The 22360-nt window shown below is 67.1% G+C and carries 25 protein-coding genes; 10 read left to right on the top strand and 15 right to left on the bottom strand.

Annotation, left to right across the window (positions count from 1 at the left end; translation table 11 throughout):
* The first annotated feature begins 2 nt into the window (after nucleotides 1-2).
* The gene (locus tag AB4083_RS17050; protein WP_441609292.1) at nucleotides 3-1091 is read left to right on the top strand and encodes a sensor histidine kinase; all 1089 of its coding nucleotides are present in this window, start codon (nucleotides 3-5) and stop codon (nucleotides 1089-1091) included.
* Nucleotides 1058-1843, top strand: coding sequence for a LytR/AlgR family response regulator transcription factor (locus tag AB4083_RS17055; protein WP_441609294.1), 786 nt, complete (start codon nucleotides 1058-1060; stop codon nucleotides 1841-1843). Before AB4083_RS17050 ends, AB4083_RS17055 begins: the two co-directional genes overlap by 34 nt.
* 40 nt (nucleotides 1844-1883) lie before the next feature.
* On the opposite strand, the gene AB4083_RS17060 is transcribed toward AB4083_RS17055, so the two are convergent.
* Nucleotides 1884-2315: a hypothetical protein gene (locus tag AB4083_RS17060; RefSeq protein WP_441609296.1), complete on the bottom strand. Its 432-nt coding sequence runs from the start codon at nucleotides 2313-2315 to the stop codon at nucleotides 1884-1886.
* 221 nt (nucleotides 2316-2536) lie between these two features.
* Here AB4083_RS17060 and AB4083_RS17065 point away from each other — a divergent pair, with 221 nt between their 5' ends.
* The gene (locus AB4083_RS17065) at nucleotides 2537-3910 is read left to right on the top strand and encodes a serine hydrolase domain-containing protein (RefSeq protein WP_441609298.1); all 1374 of its coding nucleotides are present in this window, start codon (nucleotides 2537-2539) and stop codon (nucleotides 3908-3910) included.
* A gap of 87 nt (nucleotides 3911-3997) precedes the next feature.
* Here the strand turns inward: AB4083_RS17065 and AB4083_RS17070 are convergent, their stop codons facing one another.
* From AB4083_RS17070 to AB4083_RS17080, 3 genes are all read right to left on the bottom strand, one after another.
* On the bottom strand, nucleotides 3998-4438 hold the full coding sequence (locus tag AB4083_RS17070) for a hypothetical protein (RefSeq protein WP_441609300.1): 441 nt from the start codon (nucleotides 4436-4438) through the stop codon (nucleotides 3998-4000).
* Nucleotides 4439-4517: 79 nt separating this feature from the next.
* Nucleotides 4518-4838, bottom strand: a complete 321-nt coding sequence (locus AB4083_RS17075) for a hypothetical protein (protein ID WP_441609302.1) — start codon at nucleotides 4836-4838, stop codon at nucleotides 4518-4520.
* A 203-nt stretch (nucleotides 4839-5041) separates the two neighbouring features.
* Nucleotides 5042-5959, bottom strand: coding sequence for a LysR substrate-binding domain-containing protein (locus tag AB4083_RS17080; RefSeq protein ID WP_441609304.1), 918 nt, complete (start codon nucleotides 5957-5959; stop codon nucleotides 5042-5044).
* Nucleotides 5960-6069: 110 nt separating this feature from the next.
* Here AB4083_RS17080 and AB4083_RS17085 point away from each other — a divergent pair, with 110 nt between their 5' ends.
* Nucleotides 6070-6924: an NmrA family NAD(P)-binding protein gene (locus AB4083_RS17085; protein ID WP_441609306.1), complete on the top strand. Its 855-nt coding sequence runs from the start codon at nucleotides 6070-6072 to the stop codon at nucleotides 6922-6924.
* On the opposite strand, the gene AB4083_RS17090 is transcribed toward AB4083_RS17085, so the two are convergent.
* Nucleotides 6916-7359, bottom strand: a complete 444-nt coding sequence (locus tag AB4083_RS17090) for a GNAT family N-acetyltransferase (RefSeq protein ID WP_441609308.1) — start codon at nucleotides 7357-7359, stop codon at nucleotides 6916-6918. The two genes, AB4083_RS17085 and AB4083_RS17090, sit on opposite strands and share 9 nt — an antisense overlap.
* Before the next feature lie 425 nt (nucleotides 7360-7784).
* Here AB4083_RS17090 and AB4083_RS17095 point away from each other — a divergent pair, with 425 nt between their 5' ends.
* From AB4083_RS17095 to AB4083_RS17105, 3 genes are all read left to right on the top strand, one after another.
* Nucleotides 7785-10481: a beta strand repeat-containing protein gene (locus AB4083_RS17095; protein ID WP_441609310.1), complete on the top strand. Its 2697-nt coding sequence runs from the start codon at nucleotides 7785-7787 to the stop codon at nucleotides 10479-10481.
* A gap of 15 nt (nucleotides 10482-10496) precedes the next feature.
* Entirely contained in the window at nucleotides 10497-11057 is a 561-nt protein-coding gene (locus AB4083_RS17100) for an autotransporter outer membrane beta-barrel domain-containing protein (protein WP_441609378.1), read from the top strand.
* A 182-nt stretch (nucleotides 11058-11239) separates the two neighbouring features.
* Nucleotides 11240-11791, top strand: coding sequence for a hypothetical protein (locus tag AB4083_RS17105; RefSeq protein ID WP_441609312.1), 552 nt, complete (start codon nucleotides 11240-11242; stop codon nucleotides 11789-11791).
* A gap of 19 nt (nucleotides 11792-11810) precedes the next feature.
* Here the strand turns inward: AB4083_RS17105 and AB4083_RS17110 are convergent, their stop codons facing one another.
* Nucleotides 11811-12452 (bottom strand): HD domain-containing protein, encoded by a 642-nt coding sequence (locus tag AB4083_RS17110; RefSeq protein ID WP_441609314.1) that lies wholly within the window; start codon nucleotides 12450-12452, stop codon nucleotides 11811-11813.
* Between the two features lie 122 nt (nucleotides 12453-12574).
* Between AB4083_RS17110 and AB4083_RS17115 the strand changes: the two genes are divergently transcribed.
* Nucleotides 12575-13549: a GlxA family transcriptional regulator gene (locus AB4083_RS17115; RefSeq protein WP_441609316.1), complete on the top strand. Its 975-nt coding sequence runs from the start codon at nucleotides 12575-12577 to the stop codon at nucleotides 13547-13549.
* 120 nt (nucleotides 13550-13669) lie between these two features.
* On the opposite strand, the gene AB4083_RS17120 is transcribed toward AB4083_RS17115, so the two are convergent.
* The 9 genes from AB4083_RS17120 to AB4083_RS17160 form a co-directional block, all read right to left on the bottom strand.
* Entirely contained in the window at nucleotides 13670-14029 is a 360-nt protein-coding gene (locus tag AB4083_RS17120) for a hypothetical protein (RefSeq protein WP_441609318.1), read from the bottom strand.
* 193 nt (nucleotides 14030-14222) lie between these two features.
* Nucleotides 14223-14975 (bottom strand): carbonic anhydrase, encoded by a 753-nt coding sequence (locus AB4083_RS17125; RefSeq protein ID WP_441609320.1) that lies wholly within the window; start codon nucleotides 14973-14975, stop codon nucleotides 14223-14225.
* 203 nt (nucleotides 14976-15178) lie between these two features.
* On the bottom strand, nucleotides 15179-16471 hold the full coding sequence (locus AB4083_RS17130) for a S8 family serine peptidase (protein WP_441609380.1): 1293 nt from the start codon (nucleotides 16469-16471) through the stop codon (nucleotides 15179-15181).
* 5 nt (nucleotides 16472-16476) lie between these two features.
* Nucleotides 16477-17124, bottom strand: coding sequence for a zf-HC2 domain-containing protein (locus AB4083_RS17135; protein WP_441609322.1), 648 nt, complete (start codon nucleotides 17122-17124; stop codon nucleotides 16477-16479).
* On the bottom strand, nucleotides 17121-17705 hold the full coding sequence (locus AB4083_RS17140; protein WP_441609324.1) for an RNA polymerase sigma factor: 585 nt from the start codon (nucleotides 17703-17705) through the stop codon (nucleotides 17121-17123). The genes AB4083_RS17135 and AB4083_RS17140 overlap by 4 nt, the downstream gene beginning before the upstream one ends.
* 99 nt (nucleotides 17706-17804) lie before the next feature.
* A complete protein-coding gene (locus tag AB4083_RS17145) occupies nucleotides 17805-18446 on the bottom strand; it encodes a hypothetical protein (protein ID WP_441609326.1) in 642 nt (213 codons plus the stop codon).
* A 71-nt stretch (nucleotides 18447-18517) separates the two neighbouring features.
* Complete coding sequence (locus AB4083_RS17150) at nucleotides 18518-18853, bottom strand: c-type cytochrome (RefSeq protein WP_441609382.1); 336 nt, start codon at nucleotides 18851-18853, stop codon at nucleotides 18518-18520.
* Nucleotides 18854-18932: 79 nt separating this feature from the next.
* Nucleotides 18933-20273 carry a cytochrome C gene (locus tag AB4083_RS17155; protein ID WP_441609328.1) on the bottom strand — a complete coding sequence of 447 codons (1341 nt, stop codon included), beginning with the start codon at nucleotides 20271-20273 and terminating at the stop codon, nucleotides 18933-18935.
* 69 nt (nucleotides 20274-20342) lie between these two features.
* Entirely contained in the window at nucleotides 20343-20918 is a 576-nt protein-coding gene (locus AB4083_RS17160; RefSeq protein ID WP_441609384.1) for a cytochrome b, read from the bottom strand.
* 351 nt (nucleotides 20919-21269) lie between these two features.
* Between AB4083_RS17160 and AB4083_RS17165 the strand changes: the two genes are divergently transcribed.
* Together AB4083_RS17165 and AB4083_RS17170 are read left to right on the top strand one after the other, a co-directional pair.
* Nucleotides 21270-21695, top strand: coding sequence for a sugar 3,4-ketoisomerase (locus AB4083_RS17165; RefSeq protein WP_441609330.1), 426 nt, complete (start codon nucleotides 21270-21272; stop codon nucleotides 21693-21695).
* A complete protein-coding gene (locus AB4083_RS17170) occupies nucleotides 21692-22357 on the top strand; it encodes an acetyltransferase (protein WP_441609332.1) in 666 nt (221 codons plus the stop codon). Before AB4083_RS17165 ends, AB4083_RS17170 begins: the two co-directional genes overlap by 4 nt.
* Nucleotides 22358-22360: the final 3 nt, after the last annotated feature.

Genomic DNA, 22360 nt, shown 5'->3' on the forward strand with positions numbered 1-22360 from the left:
GCATGGCGACCGAGCAGTGCGACGCGCCCGTACCGCCGCCGTTCTGGCGGCGGTATGCGCTCGCCCTGTGGGTGTTGTTGCTGGTGGCGATCGGGGCGATGCGTGCGCTGAACCGCTACCTGGTCGGGGTGGCCTACAGTCATGTCGCGCCGATCGCGCCGCTGCTGATCGAGGAGCTGACCGGCGCGTTGAGCTTCGGCGCGTTCCTTCCACCGGTCTTCTATGCCTTGCGCTGGCTGCGTCGACGCCGCTGGCGCCTGCTATGGCATGCGGCGGTGTTCGCCGGTCTGTCGGTGGCGCAGACCAGCCTGATGATCGCGCTGCGCCTGCTGGTCTTCGGCGGGATGGGGCTGCCTGCGGACGACTACGCGCCGACGGTGTGGCGCTATGTGATGGAGATGCCGACGCAGCTGTTCTTCTATGTACTGGTCGCGGTCGGCCTGTGGCTGTTCGACCGTTACCGCGAAAGCCGCACGCGCGAATTGCGCGCTGCACAGCTGGAATCGGCGTTGTCGGAAGCGCGGCTGGAAGCGCTGCGCCTGCAGCTCAATCCACATTTTCTGTTCAATACGCTCAATGCGGTCTCCGAGCTGATGTACGACCGGCCCGCGGTGGCCGATGAAATGCTGTCGCGGATCGGCGCGCTGCTGCGCGCCACGCTGTCGGCCGGCGCGCAGGAGCATCGCCTCGCCGACGAGTGGAAGCTGCTGGCCTTGTACATGGATATCCAGCGGGCGCGATTCGGCGATGGTCTCGACGCCGACGTAAACAGCGACGCCGCGCTGGACGATCTGCGCATTCCCTTCCTGTTGCTGCAACCGCTGGTGGAGAACGCCATCGAGCACGGCGGGCAAGGCGACCATCGCCGGGTGCGGGTGGAGGCCGAGCGGGATGCCGAGCGCCTGACGCTGCGGGTGCGCGATGGCGGCGGTGGCGTGGCGCGTGCCGGGCATGGCATTGGCCTCGGCAACGTGGGCGCCCGCCTGCAGCATCTGTACGGTGATAAAGCCGGCGTGCGCCTGGAAGCGATGCCGGAAGGCGGCAGCGTCGTCACGGTATGGCTGCCCGCGCGGCGCTGGGTGGCAGCATGACCCTGCGCGCGGTGGTGGTGGACGACGAGGCACCGGCACGCGCGAAGCTGCGGCGCTATCTCGCCGAAGCCGAGGGTGTGCTCTGGGTAGGCGAGGCCGGCGATGGCCGCGAGGCGGTGCATCTGATCCAGCGCGAACGGCCGGACGTGGTGTTCCTCGACATCAGCATGCCCGGGATGGACGGCTTCGCCGTGTTGCAGGCACTGGGCGAACCGCTGCCGGCGGAGATCGTGTTCGTCACCGCGCATGACGACCAGGCCGTGCGGGCGTTCGAGGTGCATGCGTTCGATTATCTGCTCAAGCCGGTGGGCCCCGAACGCTTTCAGGCAGCGATCCGCCGTTTGCGTGAAAAGGTGGCGCCGTCGCTGAGCGTCAGCGCGCGTGTGGACGGCCTGCTGGAGAGCGCGCCACCGCCGGCACGCTATCTGGAGCGACTGCTGCTGCCGGTTGGCGATGCGGCCGAGCTGGTGCTGGTGGAGCGCATCGACCGCATCGAATCCGACCGCAACTATCTGCAGGTCTTCGTCGACGGCGCGCCGCGTCGCTTGCGCGGCACGCTGGATGCGATGCAGGCGCGGCTGCATCCTTCGCGCTTCGTGCGGGTCAACCGCTCGACCGTGGTGCAACTGGATGCCATCCGTGAAGTGCAGCCGTGGCCGGACGGCGAGAAGCGCTTGCTGTTGCGCGATGGAGCGCGGGTGACGTGGACCAGGCGTTACTTGGATCAGCTTCCGCCTGGCGTGTTCTTGTAAGCGGGAGCTGGCGCTGCCCACAGGCCTTCCGGACGTCACCCTATCGTTTAAATTCAAGCTGACTGTTGCTGGGCGAGGTGACGGGTGCCTGGGGCGTGTCGAACGGTAAGGGGCAGGCGGAGGAACGATTGAACATGTTCTGATGGTCCTGGAGCTGTCGATCGGCGGCGCTGATGTACGGACGGCGATCCGCGTCTGCGTCGGTGGAGCTCAATGGCGAAACGTTTTCTCTGGTCACGGGCGTACGCAGAAGTGATATCCCCGCACTCTTGCCATTGCGCTGCCCTGGTTCATGGCTTCCGGCGCGGGGTATTGCATCCGCCGGCGGGGAAGGAAGCTGGAGATTGAGGCTGCCCGCGGGGGCGGCGGGCGGTGCGGCCTGTCCGACGGCCCATGGTGAAACCCGCAGGGCGAGTGCTCCGACAAACAGCATCTGGCGGTGGCGAGATGCGGCGTAGATCTTTTTGATCATGCGAATGACCTGCTTTCGAGGCGGCTAAAGCATCGAAGCTAATCGACCTCCGCAAAGCTATAACACTGGATAATTCGTGAGGCGCACTCCTCGTGGTGTGCGGGTACTGTTTTTGGCGTGCCGGCTCCTGCTTTCGTCCCTGGCGTCCCAACCTTCGTCCCAGTCCGGCCCCCTCCATCCCAACCGCCCGCGCACACTCGCTCCATCCCACGGAGACCGTCATGCGCAAGAAAACCATCATCCTCGGAAGCCTCACCGCCCTGGCCCTGGCCGCCGGCGCCTATGGTGCCTCGCAGTTGAGCGAGGTCCTGCCCGTCGCTGCCGGCGTCGCCGCCCACAACGTCTGCTCGGCCACCTTCGTCGGCGGCCAGGATCCGGACCAGGCGTTCGAACAGCTGGTCCTGCCGGTGCTTGGCGACTTCGGCCGCCTGCTCAAGGTGCAGGTCGTGCGCGACACCGGCGATGTGGTGGTGTCCGGCCAACTGCGCCCGCTGGCCCGCGCCCATTTCACGCCAGGCTATGGCTGCCGGCTGGTGCTGCCCGGCGACCGGCCGTTGCCCGTGGTTGCCGAAGCACCGATCGCGCCGGCGGCGGATGGCTTCGCACCGAAGCAGCGCGTCGCCTCCAGCAAGCCCACGGTCACCGCTGCGCTGGACAACGTATTCGCCGAGCATGCGGGCCGGCCGGTCAAGCACGTCAAGGCGGTGGTGATCGTGAAGGATGGCCAGGTGGTGGCGGAGCGCTATGCCGATGGCATCGACGAACACTCGCCGCTGCTGAGCTTCTCCGTCGCCAAGTCGTTCACCAATGCCTTGTTCGGCATCCTGGTGCGCCAGGGCAAGCTGCGTGTCGATGAGCCGCTGAACCCGCCGGAATGGAAGGACAAGCACGACCCGCGCCGCGCCATCACGCTGGAAGACCTGATGCGCATGCGCAGCGGCCTGGCAGCGGAAGAAGCGGAGTCCGCCGAAAGCCCCGTGGCGAAGATGGAATTCCTGCACGGCGACATGGCCGCCTTCGCTGGCGCGCAGCCGGCGAAGGAGCCACCTGGCCGCACGTTTGAATACACCTCGGCCGATACGGTGCTGCTCTCGCGCAAGCTCGGCAGCGTGGTAGGCGGCGGCGCGGCAGGCATGCGCGAGTTCGCGCGGCGCGAGTTGTTCGCACCGCTGGGCATGGGCGACGTGACGATGGAGTTCGATGGCGCCGGCACCTTTGTCGGCTCCACTTATATCTATGCAAGCGCTCGCGACTACGCCCGCCTCGGTTGGCTCTACCTGCGCGACGGCATCGCGCCGGACGGCAAGCGCGTGCTGCCGGAAGGCTGGATGGACTGGTCGCGCCGTTCCACCCTGGACGCCCCGTACGGTGCCGGCTTCTGGACCAACGATGGCCGCAGCAAGGAGGCGAAGTGGCGCATCGAGGCGGGCTATCCGAAAGAAGGCTTCTACGCCAGCGGCACCATGGGCCAGCGCATCTACGTGATTCCCTCGGCACACCTGGTCATCACGCGCTTCGGTTATTCGGCGCCGCCGAGCTATGGCATCGAGGACGACCTGGCGCTGATCAAGGCGGCGATCGAGGCTTATCGCTGACCAGGACTCCGTGCGGCGGAGCCCCCGTGCCCGCCGCACCGCAGCCACAGGTTGTCGACCCATGCCGGTGTCATCGTCCTGGCGTCCCTATCTGGCTTCGGCGGGCAGCCTCCAGCTCGGACAGTTGGGATAGTTGTAATGCTTCTTTTTGTCGGCTGCTCGTTCGGCGACCATTTTCGGCGTGGGGCAATCCGGTGGTGCAGTCAAATCGGCAGGGCCGCTGCTGCTGCGGAAATAGGCATGGTCTTGCCAGGTTCCACTGCCGGCAAAAATCTTGTCCAGCGCCTGTCGTTTCTTCTCCGCCTCCGAGACTGGGGAAGGGGCGCTTGCCTGCGATCCGGAATCTTCATGAGCCCCCGCTTCAAGTCGAGGTCCTATCGCCTGAGGCTGAAGTTTGAGATTCAGTTTGCCCGGCGCGTCCTCAGCCGGCATGGGTTGTGCCAGTGCAAAGGGCGAGGCAAGCAGGGCGAGTGCCGCGAGCAGAAGGATTCCGGGCGCGCGACGGGAGATATATGCATCTTCGTTCATGGATTCGACTTTCTCCGGTACGAGTCGCTGGCAGTGAGTTCCAAATGAAGGATCAGTTTGCATTTCGCGGGCATGGCACCTACTGCTGGTAGTAGCCGCGCTGGAGCATGCAATCCGCTATCAGTGAATCTCTCCATTCTCTGTTGGCGTCGACGGCGCGCTCACTGGGCCCGGTCCAATAGCCGGGTGTGTAAGTGCACTCCTCACGTCCCTTGCGCTGCTCGCAGACCTCCCGGCCCGGTGTGTGATAACCGGGTTCCTGCACGACGATTTGATCGACGAACGCCTCGCGATAGCTGTTGCTGGTGCAAGCGGCGAGATCGCGGTCGCGGAGCTGCGGCGAAACACCCGGCTTAACCCACTCGGTGCAGCCTGCCAGGGACAGCGCAACTAAAAGCAAGGGAAGTATTGAGCGACGCACAGCATTTACTCTCTGATGACAAGAGAGCGAGGTTAAGTACCCTTGCGTTGACTAGCGCCTCGATTTTTCCAATTCGCGAGCGATCTAGTGCCCTGATTCAGAACGTATTGAGGTAGGGCACGCTCGATCCGGCGGCGTGCAATGAGGACGCCTGACCCGGAGCGACACCGCGCGGTGCATCGCTAACCCCCACCGCACAACTCCACCAGGAAATCGACGAATGCCCGCGTCTTCGCGGGCAGATGCTTGCGCGACGGATACAGCACGTACAGCGGAAAGCGCTCGTCCGGCCAGTCCGGAAACAGTTCCACCAGCTTGCCCTTGGCCAGGAATTCGCCGATGCCCAGCGACATCATCTGGGCGACGCCGTAGCCGGCGAGGCAGGCGTGCAGCATGGTGCCGACGTCGTTGACGATCAGGCGCCCGCCGGCGGGCACGCTCAGCCGCTTGCGGCCGCGATGGAATTCCCAGGCATAAGCCTGGCCGCTGATGGGGTCGCGGAAGTCGATGCAGGTATGGCGATCCTCGCCCAGCTCCTGCGGGGTGGCAGGCCGGCCATGGCGGCGCAGATAGGCAGGCGCGGCGACGGTAAGCACGCGCGTCTCCAGCAGCTTGCGCGCCACCAGGGCGGACGGGCGCGGTTCGCCGAAGCGGATGGCCAGGTCGATGCCCTCGCTCACCAGGTCTCCCGGCTGGTCGCGCACCAGCAGTTCCAATTGCAGTTGCGGATGGCGCGCGAGGAAGGCCTCGATGCGCGGCGCCAGCAGCAGCTGCGCGAACAGCGGATCGAGCAGGCCGACTCGCAGCTTGCCGCGTACCGCGCCCGCGCTGCCTGCGGCCTCATCGACCACTTCTTCCAGCTCGGCCAGCACCGGCGTCACCTGTTGGTGAAAACGGCGGCCTTCTTCGGTAAGGGCCACCGTGCGCGTGGTGCGGTCGAACAGGCGCAGCCCCAGCCGCTGTTCCAGCCGCGCCACGGCGCGGCTGACACCGGGCTGGGACATGTCCAGGATCTCGCCCGCGCCGGCGAAGCTGCCGGCGTCGACCACGGCGAAGAACACGCGCAGGCCGGCCAGGGTACGTTCGTCGAATCCGCTCATGCGTATGAGTCATGAATGAAATGATATTGATGTTATCGCCGCAGGACCGGCGAAGTCGAACAATGCCTGCCGACGCGGCCTTCCGCCGCCTGGCTTGAGGAGATTTCGACATGTATGCGATCACGGGTATCACGGGGCAGGTCGGCGGCGCGGTGGCGCGCGCGCTGTTGGCGAACGGTGCGGCGGTGCGCGCCGTGGTGCGCGATGCGGCCAAGGGCGAGCCCTGGCGCGCGCTGGGTTGCGAGGTCGCGCAGGCCGGCCATGAGGATGCCGATGCGCTGGCGCGGGCCTTCGAAGGTGCCGATGGCGTGTTCCTGATGATGCCGCCGGATTACGACCCGGCGCCGCGCTTTCCGCTGATCCACGCGCTGGCGGAGCGGTTCCGGCAGGCGATCGAACAGGCTCGGCCGGGAAGGGCGCTGTTCCTTTCCACCGTCGGCGCCCATGTCGCCGAACCGAACCTGCTGAACAACGCAGGGCTGATGGAGCAGGCGCTGGGACGGCTGTCGATGCCGGTGGCATTCCTGCGCCCGGCCTGGTTCATGGAGAACGCCGCATGGGACCTGCCTGGCGCACGCGAGGGCAGCATCCATAGTTTTCTGCAGCCGCTGGATCACCGCATCCCGATGGTGTCGACCGAGGACATCGGCGCGGTGGCGAAGGAACTGCTGCTGCGCGGCTGGAACGGCCAGCACGTCGAGGAACTGGAAGGCCCGCAGCGCTATGGCGCCGAAGACATCGCGCAAGCCTATGCCAGCGTACTGGGCCATCCGGTGCGTGCGGAGGCGGTTCCGCGCGAGCGTTGGGAAACCCTGTTCCGCGAACAAGGCGCACGCCATCCCGAGCCGCGCATCCGCATGCTCGACGGCTTCAACGAAGGCTGGATCCGCTTCGAAGGCGTGCCGCGCGTGGCCGCCACCTCGCTGGAAGTTGCCTTGCGCCGGATCGTCGAGCGCTCAGCCTGACGGCTGCACATGGCGCGAGGCGAGCATCAGGTATTCGCCATCGCTGCCGCGCCCCTGGCCGATCTCGGCAAAGCCCAGCTTGAGATAGAACGCCAGCGCGGCCTCGTTGCGGCGCAGGCATTTGAGCAGCAGCGGCTGCTCCGGCCAGCCGAGCGCCTGCAGCAAGGCGCGGCCGATGCCGCGCCGCTGCTGTTCGGCGGCGAGGTAGAGGTGATGGACGAAGCGGTCCGGCTCCCATAGCGCGACGAAGCCGGCAATGCTGCCGTCGTCGGCTTGCGCCACCAGGACGCGTTCGCCGCGGGTCTGGCCGTCGTAGTCCTCGAGCCGGAAGCTGTCGCCGGCGACCCAGCTGAAGGTGGCTCTGCGTGCTTGCAGGAACAGCTCGCGCAGGGCGGGGCGGTCGTCGTCGGTGGCGAGGCGGACAGGGATGGTCATGGCGTACCAGCGTAGCGCGTGGCGGGTCCGGACCGCCTCTTCTGCGTAAGGCCTATGCTTTTCGATATCCGCCACACGCTTTATGGTTTTTCGCGGGATGTGCGTTCGCTCACCGCGCTGAAAAACATCGCGTGACTGCAGTCACGCCTGCGCCAACGCCAGCGGCATCCCATGCAGCCGATGTGCTACTAAAGCCGCCGCTAAGCAAGTGTCGACCGCGTTCTACAGGGGACGTGCCGTTTGCCCGCAAGGGCATGCGTCGGCTACGCAACGACGCGGTGCCTTCGGTGGTGCCGTCCACGATAAAGCCGCAGTCACGGGTTGGCCCGAAATGACCAGCCGGGGCGTGCTTTGTCCAACGTTTTATCGGCGGCAGAACCAAGACCATGGGCAAGACGCAGTATATGAAGGGGAGCGCCGGAGCCATGCTTCAGGCAAGAAGGCAGGAGCTGGCGCTGTCGATCGCCGTGGCATTGACCTGCGCGATCGTGCCGGCCGAAGCCGGCGCCAGCATCTACACACAACCGATCACCGGCGTCGCGGGCAACGACCGGCCCGGCGGCACGGGCGGCTACAACCCCGGCTACGCCATCACCAGCAACGGCGGCACGCTGACCTATACGCTGGCCAAGGGCGACGCCATCAATGTCGAGTCGGCCGACCCGCAAGTGATTGGCGTGGGCGTCACTTCATCGTCGTCGTCCAGCGTGATCGACGCCAGCGCGGGCAATGTCTCCATTACCGCTACCCGCGACGTGCCAGCCACGGGCGGCAACAGCGGCAGCGCCACCGGCATCTACGCCTCCAGCCCGCAGTCCGATCCAAAGTCGGTGACCGTCAACGGTCCGATCAGCGTTACCGCCAACGACAAGAACTCCAAGGGCAACGGCACCATCTACGGCAATGCCTACGCGCTGTGGGCGGACGACTTCGCCAGCATCACCATCAACGGCGACACCACGCTGAAGGCGTCGACGCCAGGCTATGGGCGAGTCATCTACCTCACCGGCAACGGCAGCCGCATCACCATCAACGGCAACCTCACCGCCGAGTCGGACAGCAACAACACCAATTACGCGATCATGGGCGATGGACGCAGCATCCTGCGCGTCAGCGGCAACGTCGACCTCACCGCCAGCGGCATCTACCCGTCGGATAACGTCAACGGCATCTGGAACCCCAGCGTATCCACGCGCACGGAGATCGGCGGCAACCTGAAGCTGTACGCCATCGCCCGCGGCTCGACGGTGATGGGCATCCGCAACAACGGCTATATCGGCGTGGGCGGCACCACCACCATCACCGCGATCGGCAACCGCACCGCGTTCGGCGTCAATGCCGGCCATCGCCTGTCCAAGACCGAATTCTTCGGCGATGCCACCATTACGGCGCAGGGCGGCCCGAATTTATTCGGCGGCACCGTCGGCGTGTACAACTTCGGCGGCAACGGTGGCAACGGCTACATGACGTTCCACGGTAACCTCACGGCGATCGCCACCAACGGCACCTTCGAGGGCGACTCGGACGTGCTGGGCATCGACAACAACGGCCGCATGACCTTGGCCACCGCGGGCACCGTGGCGCGACTGCAACCCACCGGTAACCAAGGTACCCATGCGGCGTACGGCATCCGCAACGGCATGTCGTTCACCGCGGCCAGCGACGTCGACATCACGGTGTCGGAAAAGGCCGGCGCCACCTATGGCGTGCTCAATACCGGCGCAGCGGATTTCAACGGTGCGTTATCCATTGCCAAGGCGGCGGGATCGACGGCGGCCAACCATTACGGCGTGGTGACGCGAGCTTCGGCAGCGGCATCGGCAACCACCCACGTCAACCAGGCTGGCGGGCATGTGGTCGCCATCCAGGGCGATGTGCTGACCGGCTCGAACAGCGGCGGGTTTGCCGGCACGCTGAATCTCAAGCTGGATACTTCCAGCTCCTGGCTCAACGGCCTGGTGCTCGCCGATACGGACGGCAGCGTCGGTGCCGCCAACCTGGTCGTGAACAACGGTGCGCGCTGGATCGCCAACGGCAGCGGCACGATGGCCACCGATTTCGGCACCGGCAGCCTCAGCGTAGGCAGCGGCAGTGCGATCGACCTGGCCGCAAGCTGGGGCACGTTCGCACCCGGCAGCGTGCCGGCGTACAGCCTGCGCACCTTGCAGGTCGGCAGCAGTGCCGGCAGCGGCGCGTCGGTGAGCCTCGCCGATGGCGCGACATTTACGCTGCTCAGCGACGTGCGCAGCGGTACCGCGGACAAGGTGGTGTTCGGCAGTGGCGTCGCATCGTTCACGGCGCAGGGCACGCAGAACGTGCGGCTGGCGTATGACCCCGCGCTGGACGATACGTCGTGGATCAACGCGACCAGCTTGCAGAAAGGCACATCGATTCTCTCCGCCAGTCCCATCGTGATCGTCGACGCCAGCGCGGCGGCGAATGGCACGGCGGGTTTCCTGGCCGCTTCTGGCCTGTCCGGACAATGGAGCGGCACTTACCAGAACGCGTTGGTGCGCTTCAGCTATACGCCGCGGGTGAGCCTGAGCGCGGATCGCAAGCAGATCCTGCTGGCCGGTATCGATATCGCCGGCGATGGATCGAGCGCGCCCGCGGGTGGCGGTACGGCGACCGGCACCGGCGCTGGTCCGGGCACGAGCCCCGGCACCAGCACCAACTCCGGTAACGGCGCGCAACCTGGCACGGGTAGCCCGTCAACCACGCCCGGTGCCGCCGCGCCCGATGCGACCCCCGGCCAGGTGGCCATCACGCCTGCCACCGGCGTGCTGGTCGCCGCCGACGCCGCGCTCACGCTATCCAATCTCTGGCAACTCGACGAGCGCGCCGTGTCCCGCCGCAGCGAGGCATCGCGCCTGGACGACGCACCGCCCGGCTCGGCGTTCTGGGCCGACACCGACAGCGGCAGCCTCAAGGGCGATGGCGCCGATGGCCGCGGCTACCGTCAGAACGCCACCCACGTGAGCGCCGGCGCCGAGTGGCGCGCGGACGCGGACCCGGGCCGCGGCACGCTCGGCGTGGTCTACACCCATGCGCAATCCCGCGCCGACCTGCAGAACGGCAGCGCCGACCTGCGCGGCGATTCGGTCGGCATCTACGGCATCTGAAACGCGGGCAATGGCCTGTTCGCCGATGCCGTGGCGCGCACTGGCCGGCTGGGCGACAACTACACCTCGCGCGATGCGTTCGGCGTCGCTTCCGGCCGCTATCACGCGCGTGCTTCCAGCGTATCGGTGCGCGTGGGCCGCCGTTTCCGCGGCGAACACGGCGCCTATATCGAGCCGCAGGTGCAGGCGGCCTACGGCTCGATAGGTTCCGTCGGGTATACCGCCAGCAATCGCGTGCGCTTCGACGTGGATCGCAACCACACGTTCATGTCCCGCGCCGGCATGCTGTTCGGCCAGAGTTTCTTTATGGGCCCGACCTTGACCGGCGATGCCTATGCCCGCGTATCGGTGGTGCACACGGTGGGCGACCGCCCCGATATCACCGCCTCGCTCGACGGCGGCTCGCTGCCGGTGACACTGCCGGCGCGCCATGCCACCACCCGTGAGTTGGCGGTGGGCGGACGCGTCGCGTTCGGCCTGACCTGGAGTGCGTATGCGGAAGCGGGCCATGCCTCGCGGAGCGATGCGCTGGCCGGCGGCTGGCGCGCTTCGGCGGGTTTTCGCGTGAACTTCTAGCGTGGCTTGTCCAGGCGGGGCTTGCTCAGGCGTGGCTTGTCGCTGCGGCGGGCTCATGTCATGGTGCGGCGCCGCCGGAAGATCCGGCCTGCAACGGAATGCGCCATGAGATCGGTCGCGATGCGGGTACGCCCCGCGCACATGCTGCGGAGCTAGCGGTGGCCGGCGCGCATCCTCACGCCATGCCGGGCACCCGCGTGCGGCTCACCCCTAGGGAGCGCGAGGCGGTGCAGGCGTATTGGTCCGGAACGGGGTCGCCGCAGCGCGCGGCACGGCGTGTGCTCACCGCCGGCTCCAGCGTGATGGCAACGGTCGGTGCATTCTGCCTGCTGGTCGGTGTGACCGGCGCCTTCCTCGGGCCCCGGCACCTCAAGCACGCCTGGGTCTTGCTGATGATGGGCGGCATGCTGCTGCCGATGGCGTGCTTTTTCCTGTGGGCGATCCGCCGCAACGCACGCCGTCTGACCGAGGACCTGAAACTGGGTTCGAAGCTGGTCGTCGACGGCATCGTCGGCGACCGCTTCCATGTGGCCCGCAACGGCCGCACACCGGATTGCCTGGTCCGCGTGGTGGTGCCGCCGCTGCAGGAGCCCGGCAACTTCGTCGTGCCGGAGCGGGTGTTCCGCGGCCTGGGCAAGGGCGACGCCGTGCGTTGCGCCTATCTGCCGACGTCCAAGCTGCTGCTCTCGCTGGGCTCCGGCAAGGTTTTCCACGCGATCGGCGACCCGCCATGAGGGCGAGGCGCGTCGCGCCTCAGCCCGCCCACTGCGAACAGCGGATGACGCTGCAGAAATTCCCGCGCACGAAGGCCGGGTCCTTGTCGGCGAGTACATCGGCCTTGACGTTGCCGAACGTGGTTTCCGGCTTGTGGCGGATGCCATCGTAGAAGGCCCGCAGGATGTCCTCCTTGAAACGCGGCGTGCGCGGATGCAAGGCCACCACCGCGGCGCGCTCGGCTTCGCTGTACTGGCCGTAGGTCAGGCCCAGCACGTCCATCTCCACGCCGGCGGTGACCAAGGCCACCACCGGATGCATGTATTGCGGGATGCCCGGCGTCGTATGCAGGGCGATGGACGTCCATACCGTTTCGATATCCGCTTGAGCGATACCTCGCTGGCGCAGGAATTCGGCGGCCGCGTTGGCGCCGTCCACCTCGAAGCGATCGTGCGCACTGCTGTGCGAGGGCAGCAGGCCGATGTCGTGGAACATGGCGCCGGCGTAGAGCAGTTCCGCATCGAAGGACCGGCCGTCGCGGCGGCCGGCGATCGCGCCGAAGTGATAGACGCGGCTGGAGTGGTGGAACAGCAGTTCCGTCGCGGTGTCGCGCACGAACTCAGTGATTTCCCGTGCGAGCCGGCTGTCAGGCGCACGGATGGAATCGATGGTGGGGGGCATGGAGCGAGGCCTCGCTGGCTAGGAAGGTCTCCATGCTAGGATCGCCCGCCGACGTCTGCTATTAGCGTCATACGTAAATAACGGACATTTCGCTGCCGCCACGGCCATAGGAGGACAGGTGCATGCCGGCGCCCCGTATCGTTGCCATCGTCGCGGTCGACGGCGTGCAGTTGCTCGATGTCGCCGGGCCGCTGGATGTGTTCGCCGAAGCCAATCTTCAATCGGGCCGTACCTTCTATCGGCCGCAGGTGGTCGGCCTTTCGATGGCGCCGATCCGCAGTTCTTCCGGCGTGCAGCTATTGCCCGACCGCAGCATTTCCGCACGCGGCACGCCCGAGCCGATCCACACCTTGCTGGTGGCGGGCGCACCGCATGCGGCCGATGCAGCAGCACCCCCGGCGCTGCTGCGCTGGCTGCCGGAACAGGCGCGGCGTGCGCGGCGCTACGGCTCGATCTGCAGCGGCGCCTTCCTGCTGGCCGCCGCCGGTCTGCTGGATGGGCGGCGCGTCACCACGCACTGGGCGGTGGCGAAGCGCTTGGCCGAGCGCTTTCCCGCGGTAAGCGTGGAAGAGGATGCCTTGTATGTGGCCGACCGCCGCTTGCGTACGGCGGCAGGCGTCACCGCGGGTCTGGATCTGGCTTTGGCGCTGGTCGAGGAAGACCTGGGCCGGCCGCTGGCGATGCAGGTGGCGAGCCAGCTGGTGATGTATTTCAAGCGCCCCGGCGGGCAATTGCAGTTCAGCCGCAGTGGCGAAGCGGCGCCGGCCGGCCGCTCGGCGCTGCAATCGCTGCAGCGCTGGGTGGCGGCGCATTTGCCGGAGGATCACAGCGTGGCGAATCTCGCCGCGCGCATGCGCCTGAGTCCGCGCCACTTCGCGCGGCTGTTCCGCGGCGAAGTGGGCATGACGCCGGCAGCGTGGGTGGAGTCGGTGCGCGTGCAGGCCGCGCGCGAGCGGCTGGAGCAGGGCGGCCATGCGCCCAAGCAGGTGGCCGCGCTATGCGGCTTCTCCAACGTGGATCATCTGCGGCGGGCGTTCGTGCATTACGTGGGCGTCACGCCGGCCGAATATCGAAGGCGGTACGCGCTGTCCGCTTGAAGGTGCGCCATGTTGTGCCGCCCTGGCGGCGCCAGGGCGGCATCGATAGGTCGTCGCCGTGCGAGCGAGTGCAGGGACATGGATTTTCCGACGCCACGCGGTTGCCCGGCCATGGCGCATCTACTTCTTGATATAGCCGCGGCGATACATGCAGTCGTCTTCGACTGCGTCGCGCGCGTCGGAATTCGCATCGACCACGCTTGCGCTCGGGGACATCCAATAACCCGGCACGTAAGTACATTCCTTGTGCCACTTGCCTTCCTTCTGATCCCTGTGGTCCCGACAGATTCTTGTCGAAAATTCATAGTGGACCGGATGAGGCACGACGACTTGTTCCACCGGGAACCGGCGATAGCCGTCGGCCTTGCAGGAGGCCAGTTCGCGATCGCGTTGCCGTGAAGAAATGCCTGGCTGAAACCATTCAGTGCAGCCCACCACCGTGAGCATGCACAGAAGCAGTAGTGAGACGAGACGGAACATCGAGCAACCTGTCCATGAAGAATATGGGTTGGATAGGTTGGGCGGTCATGCGCCGCCACGCTTCCGGACTTTTCTGGTTCTATGTTGCAACTAGCGCTCGGCTCGGCGCCGGGAATGCGTTTGACATGGCCCGGTCCTCAGCGCGATTTGATTTCGTTGCGGCGACTTACTGCATGCACGCGATGCCAGGCGCCTACGCCAACTTGGGCCATACGGTGACGGTGCCGGTAGCGAGGTCATGCACCGCACCCGCCACCATCACCGCGCCCGAACGCACCGCCGGCGCAATGATCGGCTCCAGCCCGCGCAGCCGCTGCACGCCGTTGTTGACGTTGTTGTAGGTCACCTGCTTCTGCAGCGCCTTGCCGCTGAGTTTGCCGTCTTCGCTGACGGTCTGGTCGACGGCCGGATAAATCAGTTCCAGCAGGTCGTCGATCGCACCGGCCGGCTTGTTCTGTTCGTGGCGGAACTGGATGGCCGCCTTCATCGCACCGCATTCGCTGTGGCCCAGCACCAGGATCAGCGACACGCCCAGCTCCGCCACCGCGTACTCGATGCTGCCTTTCATCACCGGCCCGCTGCCCGCTACCACGTTGCCGGCGGCGCGCACGGTGAACAGCTGGCCCACGCCCTGGTCGAAAATGATTTCCGGCGCGGTGCGCGAATCGGAGCAGGCGATGATCGCGGCGAACGGTGCCTGGCCCTGCGCCACCTTGGCGAAATCCTCCGGCGTGCGGCAGGCGGCCGAGCCCTTGCCGGCGACGAAGCGCGCATTGCCCTGCAGCAGCCGGTCCAGTGCTTCCTGGCCGGTGGGACGATGCGCCGGCAGCGGCGGGAAGTTTGGCGAGGGCATGGCGCGAGCGTGGACGTCGGCCCATGGTGCGGCGGCGGAAGCCACGGCCAGGGCGGAGAGCTGCAGGAACTGGCGGCGGGAAGTGGTGGTCATGGGGAAGGGCCGTGAGTGGACTGGGAAGGCATGCGGCGATCGCGAGGCACGCAGATGCCGCGTGAAGCTGGTGCGCTTGCGTGACTCGTTAAGGAAGCGCGCGGGTGCCTACGAATAACCGGTCGTGCGCGCAGGCACCATGTCAGTTCGGGCCAGTGTAAGGTCGGCGTCTTTGCACAGCCGCTACCGCGACGAGCAGATCGTCAGGGCGATCCGGCGTGACGCAGCGACGTCTGCAGCGCCCGCACCGCCAGCGCCGCATTCACCTGGTTCAGGCCATGGGCCGTCTTTCCGTCCAAAAGAAGAAGCTTGCGGATGGACGCGACGTCGAGATCCGGCTGGATCGACAGCAGCAGCGCCACGATGCCGCTGACATGCGCCGCCGCCATCGACGAACCGGAAGTGAAGTCGTAGCCGCCGTTGGGCTGGGTGGTGAGGATGTCGCTGCCGGGCGCGCTCAGCACGTCCGCCGGCGCTGGCGTGGCGGTGCTGGAACGCACCACGATCACGCCGGGCGAGTTGTCCGGAAAACCCATGGCGTCGCCGTCCGGTGGACGCGCGGCGACCACGATGCGCTTCTGCCGCAGCAGCTCGTCCAGCAGCTTGCCGAGCAGCGGATCGGCGGGGCCGCCCAGGCTGAGATTGACCACGCGCGCATCGGTATCCAGCACGGCGGCCAGTGCCTTGGCCAGGGTGAACGAATTGCAGCGCGCGCCGGCGTTGCGGTCCGGATACCAGCAGGCCTTGTAGACGCTCAGCACCGCCTTCGGCGCGATGCCGACGATGCCCTGGTGGTTGTCGCCGACGGCCGCGATGATGCCGGCCACTTCGGTGCCGTGCGCGTCGCGGTCGAATGCGGCCGCGTCGTCGTCGACGGCATTGTGGGTGTCGGCGATGCGGCCTTTCAGGTCCGGGTGGGTGACGTCGGCGCCGGTGTCGACGATCGCCACGTGCACGCCGCCGCCCTGGCTGGTTTCGTGCGCGAGTGCGGCGTCGGTTTCGACGAAGCCGCGCTGCAGGTCGGCATACGGATCGTTGTACTTGTGCGCGGACTGCCGCGGCGGGTCGGCGTAGACCTCGTAATCCTGCAGTGGCTGGGCAAGCTTCACGCGCTCGTCCCTGGCCAGGTTCTGCAGCAGCGCATCGCGGTCGGCGCCGGCCGGCGGTTCCACCACGATGCAGAACAGGCCCAGCGCCTTGATCGGCCAGCCGACCACTTCGCGCAGGCCGTAGCGCTGCTTCAGCTCATCCAATTGCGAGACCGCGCGCTGGCCGGCGCCGTAATGGCCCGGCGGCACATAGCCGAGCAGGCTGGAGCCGGCATGCGTGCCCTGCGGATCGAGCGGATTGGCCACGGCCAGCACGATGTCGCGCTGGCTGTCCATCGCAGCGGCAACCGAGGGTTTCGAAGCAGCGCCACGCCCGGCCGACGCGGTCGGCGCCGCCGCGCAGGCGCTCAGCACCAGCGCCAGTGCGGCGAGGCAGGCGTGCCGCAGGCCTTTCACGGTACGGAGGCCACCGGCTCGGCCAGGCGGATGCCGCGCGTGGCGCGCAGCTGCCGCACTACTTCGGCCTGGGTGGTGGCGGTGCCGGACGGCATCACGGTGTAGGCGCCCACGGCATTGGGGCCGCCCACTACTTGCAGGTGCAGCGCATGCACGGCCGCGTTCCAGTCGACTACTTTCATGCCCGCATCCGGCACTACGCGGATCGCGCCCGCCGGAGCTGCGGCCCCGTCCTGGCTGCTGTAAGTGCGGTAGTCCGTCGCGCCCTGTTCGTGATACAGCTTCAGGCCGAGGAAGCCGATGCCCAGCGCCTGCAGCAGCACCGCGGCAGCCAGGCCGCGCAACAGCCAGCCGCTGCTGCGCGCGCGCGCCTTGGCGGGCTGCGCGACTTCGGCGTCGTGGGCGTCCAGGCGGTCGAGCAGATGCTTCAGGCCGGCGTTGGCGTCGACCGCGACATCGGCGGGCAGCGTCATCGCCTCGCGCAGGCGCAGCTGCTGCGCGTACTCGACGCGGCAGGCCTCGCATTGCGCCAGGTGACCGTCCAGCCATTGGGCCTGCTCGGGCGTGGCATGGCCCTGGATCACCCAGGGCATGGCTTCCCAGGCGCGGGCGCAATCCCGGCTGGCGTTGATCGAAAACGTCATGGCGCACCTCCGGCGTGCGCTGAGGATTCGCCGGCAAGCTCCGGCAAGACATTGCGCAGGCGTACCCGCGCGTGGAACAGCCGTGCCTTCACCGTGCCCACCGGGCACTGCATGATCACGGCCACGTCGTTGAGCGAATGGCCCACGCCGTAGACCAGCTCCAGCACCACCCGCTGGTCGATGGTGAGGCGGTCCAGCGCCTTGCCTAGCCAGTCGCGCAATTCGTGGTCCTCGCTGGGGTCGTGGCTGGGGGCGCGGTCGCCGTAGAGGCTGTCGTCCTCGATCGGCTCGTCGCCATGCTGGCGCAGCGCTTTCAGGCCGCAGCGGTAGGCGATGCCCATGATCCAGGTCGACACGCGCGAATCGCCCTGGAAGGTGCCGGCTTTCTGCCAGGCGATCCAGAAGCAGTCGTTGATGACTTCCTCGATCACGTCCGGGCGCCGGGTCAGGCGCGCCAGGAAGCGCGTCAGGCGGCCGTGATAGCCGCGATACAGCGTGGCCAGGGCCACGCGGTCGCCCGCCGCCATGCGCTGCAGCAGCGCTCGGTCGGTGGCATCGGCTTCGATATCGGCTTCGTTCATGGCGTCAGGTCACCGGTCGGAGGGCGGCGTGGCTGTCCCCATGAGTGCCGACCGGATAGGAAAAGGTTGCGCCCTGGTTAGGATCCGTCGCAAGGCCGCTCAGAACGACCAAAGCACCGTCGCCACCCAGGGTTCCGCCCCAGGGGAGCGTGAACGCCAGTAGCGGGGCGTCTTCACATCCGCCGCCACCCGGTCCAGCTCCACCCGCCAGGCGCCGCGGGTCCAGGCCAGGCCCGCATGGCCGTAGCGGTAGTACGGGTAGGGGTCGAAATAGGACTTGGCCACCCCGGCGCCGACCGACAGCGACAGTTCCTCGGTCAGCGGCCAGTGGAAGTTGGCGTCTGCGCCGCCGCGGGTGCGTTCATGGTCGGCGTGGGTGAAGTGGGTGGCCGACACGCCGAAGGTGAGCACGTCGCGGTACGTCCAGTGCAGGCCGCCTTCGCTGCGGTCGAAGAAGCGGTTGCCGGTGGGGTATTTGTAGTAGATCGCGCTGGCCTGCATGGACCAGTCGCCGGACAGCGTCCAGTAGTGCGCGACCTGGCCCATCGCCTCCACCATCCGCCCCGGCGAGCGCGCCTTGGCGCTGGCCGAAAGTCCCAGCGCCCAGCCGTCCGGCGTGGTCCACGACAGCACGCCCTGCAGGATCGGCGTGGCCTTGGTGATCGCCTGGCCGCGATCGACCAGCTGCGAGCTGAGCGCGATACCGCCGCCGAGCGTGCCGGCGTGCAGCGGCAGCGCCATGCAGCTCGCCGCCACGGTGGAGAACAGCCAACGTAGCGGCGGGGCCTTGCGTACAGCGGCGAGCGATGTTGTCAGTGGAGCGTGCCCAGGTAGGAAATGAGATCGTCGAGCTGTTTTGGATCGTTCAGCCCATCGTATTTCATTTTCGTACCGGGATTGGCGCGCTTGGCCGGTTGAGCGAGATAACTGTGCAGTTGTTCCGGTGTCCACACCCAACTCGACTGCGCATGCAGCGCATCGGAGTACTCGTAATCCGACACCGTGGCCGCCTTGCGGCCCACCACGCCGAACAGGCTCGGGCCTTTCTTGTTGCGGCCTTCCTTGATGCTGTGGCACTCGGCGCATTCGCTCTTGAACACGTCGGCGCCCGCCGATGCATCGCCGGCGAAGGCCGGCGAGCCGGTCATCCATGCGCAGGCGAGCGCGGCGAGGGCGAGATTTCGAAAGTTTCGCTTAAGGCTTGAGGTCTTCACGCATCGGATCCGGTCAGAACGCCACGGCGGCGGTAAGGGAAAAAGCATTGAAGTCGCGCGCATTGGTGCCGGGTGCGCCGAAGATGTTGTCGCGCGCGCCATTGAAGCGGGTGAAGCGGAACCAGTTGGCGGCGAGCTTGAGGTTGGCGATCGAGGTGTACGAGTCGTCCTTGCCGAACGGCGCCCAGTACAGGCTGACCAGGTTGGCGGTGGTATCCGGCACGCCATAGGGAACGAAGCGCGCGTCGTCGCGCGAGCCGGTGCTCACCAGGTGCGAGAACAGCAGGGTGTAGCTCTGCTTGAAGGTGTAGGCCACGGTCAGGGTCTGGTCGTGCACGCTGCCGCGCGGCTTGGCCAGCAGGCCCGGGGCGATCGGACTGGCCGGCGTGCTGCCGTACTTGCGCCGCTCCAGGATGTTCACGTAGCTCAGCTGCACGATGTGTTCGCGGTTGCCGAGGAACTGGTAGGTGAGGTCGTAGCCGAGGTCGGTGAGCCGGTCCATCGGGCCACCGCTGCGCGGCAATTCGCGCTTGGTGGTGAGCGCGACTACGCCTGCCGAGAAGAACTGCCGCCGCATGTCGCGCATATAGGCGAAGCGCGCGTAGCCGGTGTCGTGCAGCTTGCCCGGGTCGCCGTTGGGGTTGTAGCCGAGGCGGTCCTGGGTCGAGCGCTGCATCGAGTTGTAGGTGCCCACTTCGCCATACCAGCGCGCGTCGTACAGGCCATACACGGTGGCGCCGAACACGCGGTTGGCCGGCGCATTCGGGCTGGACGGATTGAGCACGGTGCCGGTGACGCCGGGCGGGCCCAGCGACGAGGCGGCGGGCAGGGCGGCGATCGGATCCTGGAAGCCGGGATTGTTGTTGACGCTCACGCCGACGGTGAGGTCCTTGCCGCCGAGCTTCAGTTCTTTCGCGACGAAGCGCAGGTCCACGTCGCTGAGCTTGGTGTCGAAGCGGTTGTGGCCGTCGTTGTTGCTGGTCACCTTCACATAGCCGCCGACCTGGTCGGTCAGGCGCCCGGCCAGATAGACGTCCGCCTCGGTCAGCCGGTTGGAACTCTCGCCGCGCGCCGGCACCGAGCGCGTGCCGATCAGCTGCGCGGCGACCGGCAGCTTGAAACCCTTGCCGTCGGTGTCGGTATAGCCGTTGAGCTTGAAGCGCATGCCGTAGGGCGTGAGCGCGGGGCCATAGGAGCCGGCATGGCAGTCGGCGCAGGCGGCGCCGGTCTGGCGGGCGTAGACGGGAATCGCTTGCGCGGTGGTGCAGGCCAGCGAGAAGGCCGCGCCCACGCCGTACAGCACGGTCATGTTCCGCGTCCGGTGCGCCATGCGGCGGTACGGCAGAGACAGCATGAAACCTCCTTGGTGTTTCCGGGGGGTGGGTCTTGCTAGAGGGGGACAGCGAGAGGGGCGGCGTGAGATTCAGCGCGCGCGCCACGGCCACATCGAGCGCAGCACGTCGTCGCGCCGCACGAAGTGGTGATAGAGCGCGGCGCCGATATGCAGCAGGACCAGGGCGAGCAAGGCCCAGGCGATGTCCTGGTGCCAGACCAGCAAGGCATCGGCGAGATCTTCGTCGTCCGCCACCAGCGCGGGCAGCGTGGCGCCGAACAGATACACCGGCTTGCCTTCGGCATTGCTGAGCGCCCAGCCGACCAGCGGCAGGGCGAGCAGGATCAGGTACAGCGCGGCGTGGGTAAGCCAGGCGGCGATGCGGACCAGGCGCGAATGGACCACCTGCGGCAGCTTGCCGTTGCGCAAGCGCAGGCCGATGCGCAGCACCGCCAGCAGCAGCACCAGCAGTCCGCTATGGCGATGGGCTTCGAGCAGCCACTGGCGGGCCACGCGGCCGGCCACTTCGTCGCGGGTCAGCGCGAAGGCCGCGGCGGCGATCAGCAGCAGCACCGTGCTCCAGTGCAGGATCGCCAGGCCGCGCGGGCGGCGGATCGATTGCTGTGCCTGCGTGGGGCTTGCAATGGCGGGCGTGCTGCCCGGCATCGGCATGTCGGCTTTGTCCTCGTACCTCGAACCCATCCAGCGATCCCCGCGCGTCGTGTCTGGCGTAGGTGCGGGTTGGATCGAGAAAGGTTGTGATCAATTTGCACATTGAATCCTTCTCCCTCCGGGAGCGCGCGGCTTTGAGGAGCGAGGAAGGTGGCGGCAGCCGGATGAGGGTACGGGCGGAGTGGAACGCACCACTTCGGCCGCACCCTCACCCCAACCCCTCTCCGATGGGAGAGGGGCTCAGGTTTTTGCATCGCCTGCTGTGAAGCACACGCAACCTTTCCCGACGCCACGGGCACTCAGCCTCGAACAGGTCGTTCTCACACGAGCGAAGAGTCAGCCACGATGGACATCGAACGCATCCAGTTTCAGCAGCACGGCGACCACGGCGGCATGCTCGTGGCCTTGGAACAGGAGCGCAACGTGCCGTTCGAGATTCGGCGCGTGTACTACGTGTACGCCACCGAGCCGAACGTGCACCGCGGCCGGCATGCGCACCGCCATCTCAAGCAGCTGGCGGTGGCCGTGCGCGGCTCGGTGACCATCCTGCTCGACGACGGCACCGGCCCGGTCGAGGTGGTGCTGAACGACCCGGGCCAGGGCCTGCTGCTGGGCGACATGGTCTGGCGCGAGCTGTACGGCTTCAGCGACGACTGCGTGCTGATGGTGCTGGCCGACCAGTTCTACGACCCGGCCGACTACATCACCGACTACGACGAATTCCTGCGCGAAGCCAACGGCTTCCACCGCCTCGGGGGCGCGGTGGCATGAGCCGGCCGCTGGTGCTGGTCGGCGCGGGCGAGATGGCGCGGATCGCGCTCGAATACTTCGAGCACGACAGCGACTACGAGGTGGTCGCCTTCAGCGTCGAGCGCGCGCACCTGAAAGAAACCGAGCTGGAAGGGCGTCCGGTGCTGGCCTACGAGGAGCTGGCGGCGAGCTACGCGCCGGGCGATGCCGAGCTGTTCGTGGCGATTCCCGCCACCGGCCTCAATCGCTTGCGCACGCGCCTGTACCTGGATGCCAAGGGCAAGGGCTACCGCTTCGCCAGCTACGTCAGCAGCCACGCCTTCGTGTGGCGCAACGCCGAGATCGGCGAAAACACCTTTATTTTCGAAAACAACGTGATCCAGCCGTTCGTGCGGGTGGGCAACAACTGCATCCTGTGGAGCGGCAACCACGTGGGGCATCGCACGGTGGTGCGCGACCATGTGTTCGTCGCCTCGCACGCGGTGATTTCGGGTTTCTGCGAGATCGGCGAAAGCAGCTTCGTCGGCGTCAACGCCACCTTCAACGACGGCGTGAAAGTGGCGGCGGACAATGTGATCGGTTCCGGTGCCCTGGTGGTGCGCGATACCGAACCGGGCAAGGTCTACGTCGGCTCGCCTGCGCGTGCCTTGCCGGACCGCTCCAGCCTGGATGTGAGGTTCTAGCGC

The organism is Dyella sp. 2RAB6 (genome assembly GCF_052115385.1).
In the GTDB taxonomy this organism is placed as follows: Bacteria; Pseudomonadota; Gammaproteobacteria; order Xanthomonadales; family Rhodanobacteraceae; genus Dyella_D.